Annotated in this window: 13 protein-coding genes; 10 read left to right on the forward strand and 3 right to left on the reverse strand. The window is 70.3% G+C overall.

Annotated features, from left to right (window positions below; genetic code table 11):
- The first annotated feature begins 125 nt into the window (after positions 1-125).
- Positions 126-2,966 (forward strand): translation initiation factor IF-2, encoded by a 2,841-nt coding sequence (gene infB, locus ACYVBN_RS13585; protein WP_460600991.1) that lies wholly within the window; start codon positions 126-128, stop codon positions 2,964-2,966.
- Positions 2,967-3,101: 135 nt separating this feature from the next.
- Positions 3,102-3,992 (forward strand): Gfo/Idh/MocA family protein, encoded by an 891-nt coding sequence (locus tag ACYVBN_RS13590; RefSeq protein ID WP_460600992.1) that lies wholly within the window; start codon positions 3,102-3,104, stop codon positions 3,990-3,992.
- Between the two features lie 19 nt (positions 3,993-4,011).
- Here ACYVBN_RS13590 and ACYVBN_RS13595 read toward each other — a convergent pair whose 3' ends face one another.
- Together ACYVBN_RS13595 and ACYVBN_RS13600 are read right to left on the reverse strand one after the other, a co-directional pair.
- Positions 4,012-4,998 carry an MDR/zinc-dependent alcohol dehydrogenase-like family protein gene (locus ACYVBN_RS13595; protein ID WP_460600993.1) on the reverse strand — a complete coding sequence of 329 codons (987 nt, stop codon included), beginning with the start codon at positions 4,996-4,998 and terminating at the stop codon, positions 4,012-4,014.
- Positions 4,999-5,008: 10 nt separating this feature from the next.
- Positions 5,009-6,223 (reverse strand): benzoate/H(+) symporter BenE family transporter, encoded by a 1,215-nt coding sequence (locus tag ACYVBN_RS13600; protein ID WP_460600994.1) that lies wholly within the window; start codon positions 6,221-6,223, stop codon positions 5,009-5,011.
- 78 nt (positions 6,224-6,301) lie between these two features.
- Between ACYVBN_RS13600 and ACYVBN_RS13605 the strand changes: the two genes are divergently transcribed.
- Positions 6,302-6,862, forward strand: coding sequence for a helix-turn-helix domain-containing protein (locus ACYVBN_RS13605; RefSeq protein WP_460600995.1), 561 nt, complete (start codon positions 6,302-6,304; stop codon positions 6,860-6,862).
- Between the two features lie 358 nt (positions 6,863-7,220).
- A complete protein-coding gene (locus ACYVBN_RS13610; protein ID WP_460600996.1) occupies positions 7,221-7,943 on the forward strand; it encodes a hypothetical protein in 723 nt (240 codons plus the stop codon).
- Between the two features lie 45 nt (positions 7,944-7,988).
- Here the strand turns inward: ACYVBN_RS13610 and ACYVBN_RS13615 are convergent, their stop codons facing one another.
- Positions 7,989-8,384, reverse strand: a complete 396-nt coding sequence (locus ACYVBN_RS13615) for a VOC family protein (protein WP_460600997.1) — start codon at positions 8,382-8,384, stop codon at positions 7,989-7,991.
- Positions 8,385-8,439: 55 nt separating this feature from the next.
- Here ACYVBN_RS13615 and ACYVBN_RS13620 point away from each other — a divergent pair, with 55 nt between their 5' ends.
- From ACYVBN_RS13620 to ACYVBN_RS13645, 6 genes are all read left to right on the forward strand, one after another.
- Positions 8,440-9,285, forward strand: coding sequence for a helix-turn-helix domain-containing protein (locus ACYVBN_RS13620; RefSeq protein WP_460600998.1), 846 nt, complete (start codon positions 8,440-8,442; stop codon positions 9,283-9,285).
- Positions 9,286-9,288: 3 nt separating this feature from the next.
- Positions 9,289-10,317: a TRM11 family SAM-dependent methyltransferase gene (locus ACYVBN_RS13625; protein WP_460600999.1), complete on the forward strand. Its 1,029-nt coding sequence runs from the start codon at positions 9,289-9,291 to the stop codon at positions 10,315-10,317.
- Positions 10,318-10,368: 51 nt separating this feature from the next.
- Positions 10,369-10,809 (forward strand): ribosome-binding factor A, encoded by a 441-nt coding sequence (gene rbfA / locus ACYVBN_RS13630; protein ID WP_460601000.1) that lies wholly within the window; start codon positions 10,369-10,371, stop codon positions 10,807-10,809.
- Positions 10,806-11,708 (forward strand): tRNA pseudouridine synthase B, encoded by a 903-nt coding sequence (gene truB, locus ACYVBN_RS13635; protein ID WP_460601001.1) that lies wholly within the window; start codon positions 10,806-10,808, stop codon positions 11,706-11,708. The genes rbfA and truB overlap by 4 nt, the downstream gene beginning before the upstream one ends.
- Positions 11,709-11,826: 118 nt before the next feature.
- Positions 11,827-12,951, forward strand: a complete 1,125-nt coding sequence (gene nicT, locus ACYVBN_RS13640; protein ID WP_460601002.1) for a Nickel transporter NicT — start codon at positions 11,827-11,829, stop codon at positions 12,949-12,951.
- Positions 12,952-12,961: 10 nt separating this feature from the next.
- On the forward strand, positions 12,962-13,945 hold the full coding sequence (locus tag ACYVBN_RS13645; RefSeq protein ID WP_460601003.1) for a bifunctional riboflavin kinase/FMN adenylyltransferase: 984 nt from the start codon (positions 12,962-12,964) through the stop codon (positions 13,943-13,945).
- Positions 13,946-13,950: the final 5 nt, after the last annotated feature.

Raw genomic sequence — 13,950 nt, forward strand, 5'->3', positions numbered from 1 at the left:
GGCGGGTTTTGACGCTGATGAGCACCCGATGAGTACTCAGCGATGAAGCACCCAAACTGGCGGTTCGTGCTGCCCGGCTGACCTGGCCGGCCGACCCGGACCGCCGCAATCCGACAAGGAGAAGTGTGGCTAAGGTTCGGGTTCATGAGCTCGCGAAAGAGCTCGGAATGCCAAGCAAGGATCTGCTTGCCTACCTGAAGGAGCAGGGCGAGTTCGTCAAGACGGCGAGCTCCACCATCGAGGCTCCGGTGGTTCGCAAGATCAAGGAGAACCCTCCCGCCGGCGCTCAGTCCGGCGATGGAGCGACTGCGAAGAAAGCTCCGGCGAAGAAGGCTGCCCCGACGCCGCCCACCGCCGAGAAATCGACCTCGACGACCACGACGAGCGCTCCGGCTGCGCCGGCGCCCAAGGCTGCACCCCAGCCCGGCCCCAAGCCGGGTCCTCAGGCAGCGCCGAAACCGGCCGCCGAGGCACCCGCGGCGAAGCAGGCCGCACCGGCGCCTGCACCGGCCGCCAAACCTGGCGCGCCGGCTCCGTCCGCCCCGGCTCCGTCCGCCCCGGCGGCCCGCAACGCGGGACCGCGCCCGGCTGCTCCGGGTCCGCGTACGGACCGTCAGCAGGGCGCACAGCGTTCGGGTGGCGGGCGCGGTGGCGCACCGCGTCCGGGAGCGCCGCGTCCGGGTAACAACCCGTTCTCGTCCAGCCAGGGCATGCGCTCGGGCGGACCGGCGCGTCCCGGCAACAACCCCTTCGCGCCCAGCCAGGGTATGCCGCGTCCGGCCTCCGGCCGTGGCGGTGCCGGTGGTGCGGCCGGTCCGCGCCCGGGCGCTCCGCGTCCCGGTGGCACCGGTGCCGGCGGGCCTCGTCCGGCGGCGCCGCGACCCGGCGCTCCGCGTCCGAACCCGGGGATGATGCCCGACCGTGCGGCGGTTCGCCCCGGCGAGCGGCCGGCCCGAGGCCGTGGCGGTCCCGGCGGTGGCCCCGGCGCCGGCCGTGGCGGCGGGTTCCGACCCGGTGGCCGGGGTCCCGGTGGCCGCGGTGGCACCCAGGGTGCCTTCGGACGAGGCGGCGGAAAGGTCCGCGGCCGCAAGTCCAAGCGCGCCAAGCGTCAAGAGTTCGAGCAGATGCAGGCACCCACCATCGGTGGTGTGCAGGTGCCGCGCGGCGACGGTTCGACCGTGGTGCGGATGCGCCGCGGCGCGTCGCTGACCGACTTCGCCGACCGGATCGACGCCAATCCCGCGTCGCTGGTGACCGTGCTCTTCCACCTCGGTGAGATGGCCACGGCGACCCAGTCGCTGGACGAGGACACCTTCGCGCTGCTCGGCTCGGAGCTCGGCTACGACATCCAGATCGTCTCGCCGGAGGAAGAGGAGAAGGAGCTGTTCAACTCCTTCAACATCGACCTCGAGGCCGAGGAGGACGACGACGACCTCAAGCCGCGTCCGCCGGTGGTGACCGTCATGGGTCACGTCGACCACGGTAAGACCCGACTGCTGGACGCCATCCGGCACGCGGACGTGCAGTCCAGTGAGGCCGGCGGCATCACCCAGCACATCGGTGCCTACCAGGTGCATGTCGAGCACGAGGACAAGGACCGCGCGATCACCTTCATCGACACCCCGGGTCACGAGGCGTTTACCGCCATGCGTGCCCGTGGTGCCAAGGTGACCGACATCGCGATCCTGGTCGTCGCGGCCGACGACGGCGTCATGCCGCAGACGGTGGAGGCGCTCAACCACGCGCAGGCCGCCGATCTGCCGATCGTCGTGGCCGTCAACAAGGTCGACGTCGAGGGCGCCAACCCCGACAAGGTCCGCCAGCAGCTGACCGAATACAACCTGATCGCCGAGGAGTACGGCGGCGACACCATGTTCGTCGAGGTCTCGGCCAAGCAGGGCACCAACATCGACGGACTGCTGGAAGCGGTGCTGCTGACGGCGGACGCCGCACTGGACCTGCGCGCCAACCCCGACCGGGACGCCCAGGGTGTCGCGATCGAGGCCAACCTGGACCGCGGTCGCGGTGCGGTCGCCACGGTGCTGGTGCAGCAGGGCACGCTGCGGGTCGGAGACGGCATCGTTGCCGGCACCGCGCACGGACGTGTCCGGGCGATGCTCGACGAGCACGGCAACAACGTCGACGAGGCCACCCCGTCCCGTCCGGTCCAGGTGACCGGTCTGGCGTCGGTCCCCCGCGCCGGTGACACCTTCGTGGTGGCTCCCGACGACCGCACCGCTCGGCAGATCGCCGAGAAGCGTGAGGCTGCCGACCGGCAGGCCGCACTGGCCAAGGTCCGCAAGCGGATCAGCCTGGAGGACCTCAACCAGCAGCTCGAGGCCGGCAAGATCGAGACGCTCAACCTCATCCTCAAGGGCGACGTGTCCGGTTCGGTCGAGGCGCTCGAGGATGCGTTGCTGCAGATCGACGTCGGCGACGACGTGGACCTGCGGATCATCGACCGCGGCGTCGGTGCCATCACGATGAACAACATCAACCTTGCGGTCGCCTCGGACGCGGTGATCATCGGCTTCAACGTGCGAGCCGAGGGTCAGAACGCCGAATACGCCGACAAGGAAGGCGTGGAGATCCGCTACTACTCGGTGATCTACCAGGCCATCGAGGAGATCGAGCAGGCGCTGAAGGGCATGCTGAAGCCGGAGTTCGAGGAGGTCGAGCTCGGTACCGCGGAGATCCGCGAGATCTTCCGGTCCAGCAAGTTCGGCAACATCGCCGGTTCGATCGTCCGGTCCGGCGAGATCAAGCGTGGCTCGAAGGCGCGGATCACCCGCGACGGCAAGGTCGTGTCCGAGAACGTCGAGGTCGCCGGGTTGCGACGCTTCAAGGATGACGTCACCGAGGTCCGCGAGGGCTTCGAGTGCGGTATCAACCTCGGCTCGTACAACGACCTGCAGGTCGGTGACCTGATCGCCACCTACGAGATGCGCGAGAAGCCCCGCGACTGAGCCGGTCGCTGACCGAGAGGACTACCTCGTGACCGAGGGGAGTACGGAATTTGCACGATTCCGTACTCCCCTCGGTCCGTTGGTGCTCCTCTCGGTCGAGCTGCGACCGCGGTCAGGACATGCCAGGGTGGGCGTATGCGATTCGGACTGGTCGGCACCGGCTACTGGGCACGGCAGACGCACGGCCCCGGCATACAGGCATCCGGCCAGGAGCTGGTGGGCGTGTGGGGTCGCGATCCTGCCAAGACCGCGCAGGTGGCGCAGGCTCTCGGCGTACGCGCGTTGGGCTCGTATGCCGAGCTGCTGGACGCCGTCGATGCCGTGACGTATGCCGTCCCGCCCGACGTGCAGGCGCCGCTCGCGCTGGATGCGGCGCGGGCGGGCAAGCACCTGCTGCTCGACAAGCCGGTCGCGCTCGACGCGGCCGTCGCGCGGGAGCTGCGGGACGCGACGCGGGCCTCGGGTTCACGTGCCGTGGTGTTCTTCACTGCGCGCTACACGCCCGAAACCCGTTCCTGGCTGGCCGAACTCGCGTCGATCGGCGGTTGGCGGGGATCCTGGACCGAATGGGTGGTCGCCAACCAGCGACCCGACAGTCCCTACAAGGACTCGCCCTGGCGACAGCGCGAAGGCGCTCTCTGGGACATCGGGCCGCACCTGCTGGCGACGCTGACCGCGGCCCTCGGTCCGGTGCGCTCGGTGGTCGCAGTGGCGGGCGTGGGCGACGCCGTGCATCTGACGCTGGTCCACGACTCGGGTGCCGTCAGCACCGCGACGCTCGCGCTGTGGGGACCTCCTGCGGCATACACCTGGGGCATGCGGGTCTGGGGCGAGTCGGGCGTGAGCCCGGCGCCGCCGGCGGCGACCACCGCCGACGCCGCTCTCGCGACGGCCGCCGACGAGCTGGCCGCCGCTGCGTCCGACGGCGTCGAGCACCAGCTCGGTCTCGAGTTCGGCGTTGCGGTCGTGGAGCTGTTGGTCGACGCTGCGGCGCAACTGGCTCGTGGCCAGTGTGCTGTACCGTGACTCCGGATTGATCCGAGGTTCAGCCGCCCGTCGCGTCACCCATCGTCAGAACGACCTTGCCGAAGTTGTCGCCGGCAGCCAGGCGTGCGAAGGCATCCCGGGCCTCGGACAGCGGCAGTGCCTGATCCACGACCGGCGTGATGCCCTCGCGGGCAACGAAGTCGACCAGGCGACGGAACTCCGAGATTGAACCCATCGTCGAGCCGATCACGCGCAGTTGCTTGAAGAAGATCTTGGTCAGCTCCGCCTTCGCCGGTGCATCGCCGGACGTCGCGCCGCAGATGACGATGGTGCCGCCGGGCTTGAGTGAGTTGACCGAATGACTCCAGGTCGCCGCACCGACCGACTCCATGACGGCGGTGACCCGATCGGGCAGGCGTTCGCCGCTGGCGAACGCGCGGTCGGCGCCGAGTTCGACGGCCCGCGCGCCGCGCTGCTCGTCCCGTGAGGTCACCCACATGCGTAGGCCTGCTGCCGAGCCCAGTTGCACCAGCGCGGTCGAGACGCCGCCGCCGGCGCCTTGGACCAGCACGGTGTCGCCGGGGGAGACGCCGGCGTTGCTGAAGAGCATCCGGTATGCCGTCAGCCACGCCGTCGAGAGGCAGCCGGCGAGTTCCCAGGACATCGACTCCGGTTTCGGCACCAGGTTGGCGGTCGGCACGACGACCTGCTCGGCGAGTGTGCCGTCATACAACTCCGACAACAAGGTGCGCCGCGGATCGAGTGTCTCGTCGCCGGACCACCCCGGGCTCGGGACGACACTGTGCAGAATGACTTCGCGGCCCTCGTCGGTGACGCCGGCACCATCGCAGCCGAGGATCATCGGCAGCTTGTCCTCGCCGAGGCCGACCCCCTGCAACGACCAGAGGTCGTGCCGGTTGAGCGCTGCGGCACGCAGGTGCACCCGGGACCAGCCGTCGGGCACCTGCGGATCGGGTCGTTGGCCGACCTCCAGCGCGCTGAGCGGATCGTCACGGTCGAGTCGGGCGGCGTAGGCGGCGAGCATGTCCACCACCCTACGAGCGGTGGCCGCGCAACAGCCACCACCGGGCGGTCAGACCGACCAACAGCGCCCAGAACGCCGCTTCGACACCGCCGATCGTGGTGCCGGACGCGGCGACGACGAGGGTGAGGAGCGCGGCGGTCGTCTCCACCGATCGCGCGTCGCCGGACTGTGTGCCGCCGTGCATGGCACCCTGCAGGGCGCCGCCGAGCGCGCCGAGCAGCGCCAGCCCGGCGACCGTCTCGACGACACCGGACGGCGCCAGCGTCACCAGCGTCGTCAGCGCTGCCGAGGACAAGCCGAGCAACAGATAGGTGACGCCGCTGGTCGCGGCGGCGATCCACCGGCGCGAGGTGTCGGGGCCGGCGTCCGGTCCGGCGGCCAGTGCCGCGCTGATCGCCGCCAGGTTGATCGCGTGCCCACCGGCAGGACCTCCGGCGATCGTCCCGGCTCCGGTCACCAGCATGCTGGAGCGCCACGGCACGGCATACCCGAAGCCGCGCATGACCGCGACGCCCGGAATGTTCTGCGAGGCCATGGTGACCACGAAGAGCGGAAGGGCGATCCCGAGCACCGCCTGCACCGAGAGCAGCGGCATGACCGGCGCCAGGGTCGGCAGCAGCGGGTGCGATCTGAACGACGTTCCGGTGCGGGCCAGCTCGATGCCGATGACGGCGCTCGCTGTCATGAACGCGCCCGGGACCGCCCAGCGGGGTGCCATCCGCACGAGCAGCAGCCAGCAGAGGACCACCGGCAGCACGTCCCACGGATGTATGGCGACAGCGCGCACCGGCTCCAGACAGAGCGGCAGCAGCACCCCGGCGAGCATGGCCTGGGCGATGGTGGCCGGGATCCGGGCGATGAGGTCGGCCAGGCCGGACCAGAGGCCGGTGATCACGATGAGCACACCGGTCAGCACGAAGGCACCGGTCGCGGCGGGCCAGCCTCCGGCGACCGCCCCGGAACCGGCCAGCAGCGCCGCGCCAGGCGTCGACCAGGCGAGGGTGACTGGGATCCGGTGGCGCGTGGCCAGGACGATGGCACCGCAGCCCTGCAGCACGGTCACCGCGAGCAAGCCGGAGGCCGCTTGTGCCGGGTCAGCGCCGACTGCCCGTAGACCGGTCAGCACGACGGCGAACGAACTGGTGAATCCCACGAGTGCACAGACAATTCCGGCGATGACCGGAGTCGCGTCCCTCGTGCGCCGCGCGGGTACAGTGTCGAGCATGTGGTGTTCCGTTCACGAAACGTTCTGTTCATGGAACGCTAACGTCCGAGGCTCGTCCGCGTCGCAGGCGTCCAGCAGATGAGCGCGCGGGAGACCTCGGCCGCGGTCGGTGCGCGGATCCGCGGGGCACGTGAGAGCCGTGGCATCAGCATGTCGGCGCTCGCTCGGGCGGCCGGCATCGGCAAGGCGACGCTCTCGCAGTTGGAGGCGGGCGAACGCAACCCGACGATCGAGACGCTCTACGCGATCTGCGAGCCGCTGCAGTTGCCGCTGTCGGCGCTCGTCGGCGCGGCCGGCGGCGCACGTGCCGCGGCGGCGGGCGGCATGCGCACCGTGCTGCTCGATCTGCGCCGGCGCGCCGACGGTGGCACCGTCGAAGTGTTCCGCCTCGAATTCCCCGCCGGTGCGCGTCATACCTCCGCTGCGCACGGCGCCGATGTCACCGAGCATCTGGTCGTGACCTCCGGCCGAGTCAGGGTCCGCAGCACGTCCTCACGCGTCGTGGCCACGGGGGAGTCGGCGACGTGGACCAGTGACCGCAAGCACTCGTATGCCGCGGTCGGCGGACCCGCAGAAGCAGTGCTGGTGATCACCACCCCGGGGGCGTCGGAACCGTCGGCGGCCCAGAACCGTCGATAGCCGGGACAGGGATCGCCATGGGACGCGATCCGGCTGAAAACCTTTGGGAGGACTAAGGATCATGGTCGGCGAGCAGCGCGCCGCAGTGTGATGGCCTCCGCCTGGGCGGCACCGGTCATCCTCACAGCGGCCGCAGCACCGGCACACGCGGCGAGCGGATCCGGCTTCGATGTCGCGCTCGACCCGCCGCAGATGGGCAGCGGCTCGGTGCTGTATGACGCGGACTTCACCCGCATCTACGTCGCCGGCGAGCCGGTGGGGTATGTCGTGGCCAACCATGGCAACGAACCGGCGCCTGGCGGCTTCCCCATGTCGGTCACCTGCGACGACCGGGTCTGGGAGGTCACGGCGGTCAAGGGTGGTTTCGGCACCGCGCGCGGACCTGCCGATCACCGCACGTGTTCAGGACGGTCATGCGACGACGGTGACCTTCACCATCCCGGAGGTCATCCCGCCGCACACCGACAGCTACACCGGCTTCTTCGTCTCGGTGACAAGCGATTTCCGGGCCGCCTATCCCCACGATGGCATCAGCTCCGTACCGTCTCCGACACGGTGGGAGGTCACCCCGCCTCCCGGCGACACCGATGTGGCCGACAACGCAGTGCACTATGCCGGCTACACCGACCAGGGACCGGCAGACATCTGGGGAGCCGTGGTCACCCGCATCGCCGCGGAAACGGTGTCGTGGGCGGACGGGACGACCCTGCGTCGTCCCACGACCGTGGCGGTGAAGTCCGTGGGTCCGACGCCGACACCGGCCGGCTCGCGCATCCGGCTGGCCACCGACGCGCGCATGAGCACCGATATCTCGGTCACCGACGTGACGGTCAACGGCGTCGCGTCGTCACTCACCAAGGAGAGCTCCTCGGTGTGGCAGGGAGAGCTGCTCCAGGTCCCGTTCCTGCTCGGCAGCCGCCTGAACGCCGGCGACGTCCTGCGCTTGGACATCGAGTATGCCGATGCACCATCGGGCGCGCCCGCGTCGCCCAGCCCGGGCCAGACGAACTTCACGCCGCCGGACGCCCAGCTGAATCGGTCCGATCAGCGGGCCCAGGAGCTGTCCTACTTCACCAACTGACGCGTCACCGGCAGGCGGCCGAGGGACCGGCCGGCTGAACCCGTCTCAGCCCCAGTTGGCCAGTTTCGTCACGCAGAACGGGTGGCCCGCCGGGTCCAGCAGCACCGTCCAGCGGTCTCCGCCCGGTTGCTCCTGCGGTCGGGTGGCGCCCAGCTCGACCAACCGGGCGCACGCCGCATCCACGTCCTCGGCCGCCAGGTCGAGATGGAACTGCTTGCGGCCGTCGTCCGGCCAGGAGGGACGCTGATAGTCCGGTGTCTGCCCGAAGCCGAGTCGTTGGTCACCCTGCTGCAGCATGGCGTAGCCGTCGCCCTCGTAGGCAACCTGCCAACCGAGCGCGCCGCCGTAGAACTTCGCCATCGCCGCCGCGTCGTCGCAGTCGATGCTGACCATGCCGATGCTGACCGTGCCCCTCGGGCTGGTCGGGGTGCTGTCTGCCATGTCCGGCTCCTCGGATCGAAGATCGCTGTCATCCCATTCTCGTAGGCTGCTCGGCATGTCGACTAGGACATTCGCGACACGCGACGGCGTGATTCTGGAGCCGCAGCGCTTCGCCGAGCATGCGATGCTGAGCCGGCCGGCGTGCCACCCGGCGCTTCAGCCCTGGATCGAGCACTACTGGACGGTGCAGTGGCAGCTGCCCGACGGGGCGGCATACCGCTCGTCACTCGTGCCGGTGGCGCAGGCCCATCTCACGGTCGAGTCCGGCGGGTGCCGTCGAGCCGGCGCCGCCGGGCCGGGTGTATTCGTGACCGGGGTCGTCAGCACGAGTCGCTTCGACGTGATGCTCGTCGGCGCCGGCAGCGTGGTCGGCGTGAAGTTCCGGCCGGGCGCGATGACCGCGCTGACCGGGGTGCCCGCGGACCGGGTGCGCGACATCGTCCTGCCGGCACGCGATCTGGTGGCCGGTGCCGATCGGTTGGCTGGACTGCGTGCGGAGCAGCCGGACGCCGTCGACCGTCTCGACGAGTTCTTCCTCTCCCTGGACGCGGGGGACACGGCCGCACTCGACCAGGTGGGCGCCGTCGTCGCCTGCCTCGAGGAGTCCACGCCGGCGATGTCCGCGGCCGAGCTGGCCGACCGCTGCGGCATGAGCCTGCGGTCCCTGCAACGGTTGTGCCGGCACTACATCGGCGTCGGGCCGCAGTGGCTGGTCGCGCGAGCGCGGGTGCACACTGCCATCGCCCGCCTGCACGACGGCGACCACGGCACACTGGCCCAGCTCGCCGTCGACCTCGGCTGGTTCGACCAGGCGCACTTCGGCCGCGACTTCACCGCGCTGGTCGGTGAGTCTCCCGGTGCCTACCGGGACCGGGTGCGCGCGGGCGCCGATTACGGTTGACGCGTGCCCGAACACCTCATTCTGCTCGCACCCTCCGCCAACCGCGTGTATGCCGCGGACGCTCCGCGCCTCGGCGAGGCCGAGTTGCGCGCGATGGCGGCGGGTTTCGGCCTCCCGGAGCCCGCCGTCTCGTCCACGAGGGTGGCCGGCGTCGACTACCTGGCAGTGCGGACCGGGGCTGCGCTGGACCGAGACGCGCTGCGAGTGCTGTCCGAGCTCTCCGCGGCCCACGCGCTCTTCCGCCGCGAGGGCGACCTGCTCGCCCCCGTGCCGCTGGAGCGGCGCTCGCCATACCCCGGTGACCTGGTCACCATCCAGAAATACCAGGGCAAGACCAACGAGCAGTGGACCCGCCTGCTGCTCAACGTCACGGCCGCGGCCACTCGTGACCCGCAGCGGCTGCTGGACGGCACCCTGCAGGTCCTCGATCCGATGTGCGGCCGTGGCACCACGCTCAACATGGCGTTGTCCCTCGGTCTCGATGCGACCGGGATCGATCTGGACACCAAGGACTTCCAAGCCTATTCGGCCTTCATCAAGACCTGGATGCGACAGCACCGGCTGAAGCACTCGGCCGACGAGTCGGTGCTGCGGACCAGCGGCCGCACCCGCGGGAAGCAACTGCAGATCGAGGTCGCGGCCTCCAAGGACGCGCACAAGGCAGGGGACGTCCAACGGGTCACCTACCTGTCCACCGACACCACCGACGTCGACGGACTGCTGCGCGCGCGCAGCGTGGACGTGATCGTCACCGACACCCCCTACGGCGTGCAACACGGCTCCCACGGCGACCGTCTCGCCCGCAGCCCGCTGGACCTGCTCGAGCGTGCCCTGCCGCAGTGGCTCCGTGTGCTGCGGACGGGCGGCGCGATCGGCTTGTCCTACAACCGGCACGTCGCCCCCCGCGACGAACTCGCGGCGCTGCTGACCGCGCACGGGCTGACACCTGTCGACGGCCCACCCGACGAGTTCCGGCACCGCGTCGACGCCTCCATCGACCGAGACCTCATCGTCGCCCGCAGCTCCGGGTGACCGTAGGGTGGTGCGTTGCCCGCACCACGTCGATACACCTGGAGGCCGCAGATGGCTGATCCGGCACGCGCCCGCAAGATCGCCGAGCGCACCAAGACCCTCGTCGCCGACTATGTCGAGCGCCGCGTCAAGGACGAACGCCTCGGTTTCGTGACGATCACCGACGTCCGGGTGACCGGTGACCTGCAACACGCATCGATCTTCTACACCGTCTTCGGATCCGACGAGGAACGCGCGAACACCGCTGAAGCCCTTGAGGACTGGCGCGGCCGCATCCGCTCGCACGTCGGCAAGGGGCTCGGCATACGGCTGACACCGTCACTGGAGTTCATCCCCGACGCGATCCCCGAGGGTGCCGCGCACATCGAGGAGGCCCTCAAGGCCGCGCGCGAACGCGACGAGGAGCTGGCGCGCGCCAAGTCCGCCGCGTCCTACGCGGGTGACGCCGACCCGTACAAGAAGTCCGGCGACGACGCAGCAGAGGACGTATGACGCCGGACGGCCTGTTGCTGGTCGACAAACCGGCCGGCTGGACCAGCCACGACGTCGTCGCCCGCACCCGGCGCCTGGCCCGCACCCGTCGGGTCGGCCACGCCGGCACGCTGGACCCGATGGCGACCGGTGTGCTGGTTCTCGGCATCAACAAGGCGACCAAACTGCTGACCTTCCTGGTCGGCTGCGACAAGACCTACACCGCGACGATCCGGCTCGGGCAGTCGACGATCACCGACGACGCCGAGGGCGAGGTCACCCGCTCGTATGACGCCGGAGGCCTCACCCACGACGCGGTCGCCGCGGCGGTCGGCGAGCTGCGCGGCGAGATCCAGCAGGTGCCCAGCGCGGTCAGTGCGATCAAGGTGGACGGCGTGCGTTCCTACGCCAAGGTGCGCGGCGGTGACGAGGTCAGGCTGCGGCCACGACCGGTGCGGGTGAACCGGTTCGACATACTCGCCGAACGGCCGGTCGCCGGCGACGCGGGGACGTGGTACGACGTCGATGTCGAGGTGGAGGTCTCGTCCGGCACCTACGTCCGCGCCCTGGCCCGTGACCTCGGCGCGGCGCTGGGCGTCGGCGGACACCTGACCGCCCTGCGGCGCACCCGGGTGGGCCGCTTCGGGCTCGAGGACGCCACCCCGCTGGACGAACTCGCCGCGCGGGTCGACCGCGACCAGCCGCTGCCCATCATCGGGATGGGCGCCGCCGCCGCGGCCCAGTTCCCGGTGCGCCGGATCAGTGACCAGGAGGCCACCGATCTGCGGCACGGCAAGCGGCTGGCCCGCCGGCCGGAACCGGTGGACCTGTCCGCGGCGATCACCGAGGCGGGGGAACTGGTCGCGATGCTGGACGAGAGCCGCCCGGTGCCGGTGTCCCGGGTCGTCTTCCCGGCCTGAGCCGCCCCCGGACGTTTCCTCGCCGAATATTTCGCGGGACCCCGACCGGCCGGCCGCACCCGTCGGCGGTATCCACCAGATGCGACGGCGTCGCGTCAGTGGCTATGCTCGGGACATCATGGCCACCACCACTACCTCCGCACCCACCGCGCTCGGCAGGGCGCGCGCCTTCGTCGCCGATTTCAGCCCGGCGGAACGCCGTTCGGTGCTGGGTATGACGGCAGCCGTCGTCGCGCTGCACGTCCTCGGCTGGGGCACGCTGTTGTTCGTGGTGGCTCCGCAGCACTTCTCGCTGCCTGCCGAGGCCGGCCACGCCCAGGCGTTCGGGATCGGTCTGGGCGTGACGGCATACACGCTCGGGATGCGGCACGCCTTCGACGCCGATCACATCGCGGCGATCGACAACACCACCCGCAAGCTGCTGTCGGACGGCAAGCGGCCCATGTCGGTGGGCTTCTGGTTCTCGCTCGGCCACTCCAGTGTCGTCTTCGGGCTCTGCTTCCTGCTCGCGCTCGGCCTGAAGGCACTCGCCGGATCGGTCGAGAACGACAACTCGACCCTGCACACGATCACCGGCGTCGTCGGGGTGACCGTCTCGGGCACCTTCCTGTGGATCATCGGCATCCTCAACCTGATCGCCTTCATCGGCATCATCCGGGTCTGGCGGCGCGCCCGCCAGGGCGACTTCGACGAGGCGGAGCTGGAGCACCACCTCAACTCCCGCGGATTCGTCAACCGCCTCCTGGGCGGGCTGACCAAATCGGTCACCAAGCCGTGGAACATGTACCCCATCGGCTTCCTGTTCGGACTCGGCTTCGACACCGCCACCGAGGTGAGCCTGCTGGTGCTCGCCGGCGGGGCCGCGGTCAAGTTGCCGTGGTACGCCATCCTCACCCTGCCGGTGCTCTTCGCCGCCGGCATGAGCCTGCTGGACGCCGCCGACGGCGTCTTCATGGCCAAGGCCTACCGGTGGGCGTTCGCCAAGCCGTTGCGGCGGCTCTACTACAACGCGACCGTCACCTGGCTGTCGGTGTTCGTGGCCCTGGTGATCGGCACCATCGAGCTGAGCTCCGTGCTGTCCGACCGGTTCCAGTGGACCGACGGTCCGATCGCCGCCATCGGCTCGGTCGACCTGGACGGCGTCGGATTCGTGATCGTGGGCGTCTTCGTGGCGACCTGGCTGCTGGCGATCGCCGCCTGGCGGGTCCTGCGCCTGTCGGAGAAGGAATGGTCCGCGGGCTAAAGTTGCCGCCGTGCTACGCGTATCCCAGCTGACCGAGATCCCCGCCGACTTCGGTGAATGCGTGGTCACCATCGGCAATTTCGACGGCGTCCACCGCGGTCATGCCGCGTTGCTCGGCCGGGTGGTCCAACGAGCCAGGGCCCGCGGCGTCCGCTCCTGTGCGGTCACCTTCGACCCGCACCCGCTGCAGGTGCTCCACCCCGAGCGTGCGCCGGAGCTGATCGCGTCCTCGGCCACCCGGCTCCAGCGGCTCGCCGCGGCCGGCCTGGACGCCGTGCTGGTGCTCGACTTCACCCGTGAACTCGCGGCGATGACGCCCGAGGAGTTCGTGCACGACGTCTTCGTCGACGGCCTGCACATCGTCGAGGCCGTGGTCGGCGGCGACACCCGGTTCGGTGCCAAGAACGCCGGTGACGTGCAGACGCTGCGCCGGCTCGGCCACAAATACGGATTCACGGTGGAGGTGCTGGCCGACGTCGGGGAGGGGCATCGCATCTCCTCGACCGACATCCGCAGGGCGCTCGGCGCCGGAGAGGTGGATGTGGCGGGGCGGCTGCTGGGCCACCTGCACGACGTCCGCGGCGTCGTCGTACGCGGTCTGCAGCGCGGGCGGGAGCTCGGTTTCCCGACCGCCAACCTCGGCGGCAAGCCGGAAGGTCTCGTCCCCGCCGACGGGGTGTATGTCGGTTGGCTGGTGCGTGAGTCGGTCCCCGTCGACGACCCGGAGCACCGGATGCCGGCTGCCATCTCGGTCGGCACCAACCCGACGTTCGACGACGTGCCCGAGCGCACCGTCGAGGCCTACGTCCTCGATCGCGACGATCTCGACCTGTATGACGAGACGGTCCGTGTGGAGTTCGTGCGCCGGTTGCGGGGCAACACCAAGTTCGGATCGGTCGAGGCGCTGGTGGCGCAGATGCACCGTGACGTCGACCAGGCCAGGGAGATCTGTCGCGCGCATCCGGCCCGGTCGGGCACAACCGACACTGCCTGACCGGT

It is taken from the genome of Flexivirga lutea (genome assembly GCF_054778955.1).

Coding starts and splice junctions, on each gene's coding strand:
- ACYVBN_RS13590 (WP_460600992.1), top strand. CDS start 3,102: ATGCGATTCGGACTGGTCGGCACCGGCTACTGGGCACGGCAGACGCAC.
- ACYVBN_RS13595 (WP_460600993.1), bottom strand. CDS start 4,998: ATGCTCGCCGCCTACGCCGCCCGACTCGACCGTGACGATCCGCTCAGC.
- ACYVBN_RS13600 (WP_460600994.1), bottom strand. CDS start 6,223: ATGCTCGACACTGTACCCGCGCGGCGCACGAGGGACGCGACTCCGGTC.
- ACYVBN_RS13605 (WP_460600995.1), top strand. CDS start 6,302: ATGAGCGCGCGGGAGACCTCGGCCGCGGTCGGTGCGCGGATCCGCGGG.
- ACYVBN_RS13615 (WP_460600997.1), bottom strand. CDS start 8,384: ATGGCAGACAGCACCCCGACCAGCCCGAGGGGCACGGTCAGCATCGGC.
- ACYVBN_RS13620 (WP_460600998.1), top strand. CDS start 8,440: ATGTCGACTAGGACATTCGCGACACGCGACGGCGTGATTCTGGAGCCG.
- rbfA (WP_460601000.1), top strand. CDS start 10,369: ATGGCTGATCCGGCACGCGCCCGCAAGATCGCCGAGCGCACCAAGACC.
- truB (WP_460601001.1), top strand. CDS start 10,806: ATGACGCCGGACGGCCTGTTGCTGGTCGACAAACCGGCCGGCTGGACC.
- nicT (WP_460601002.1), top strand. CDS start 11,827: ATGGCCACCACCACTACCTCCGCACCCACCGCGCTCGGCAGGGCGCGC.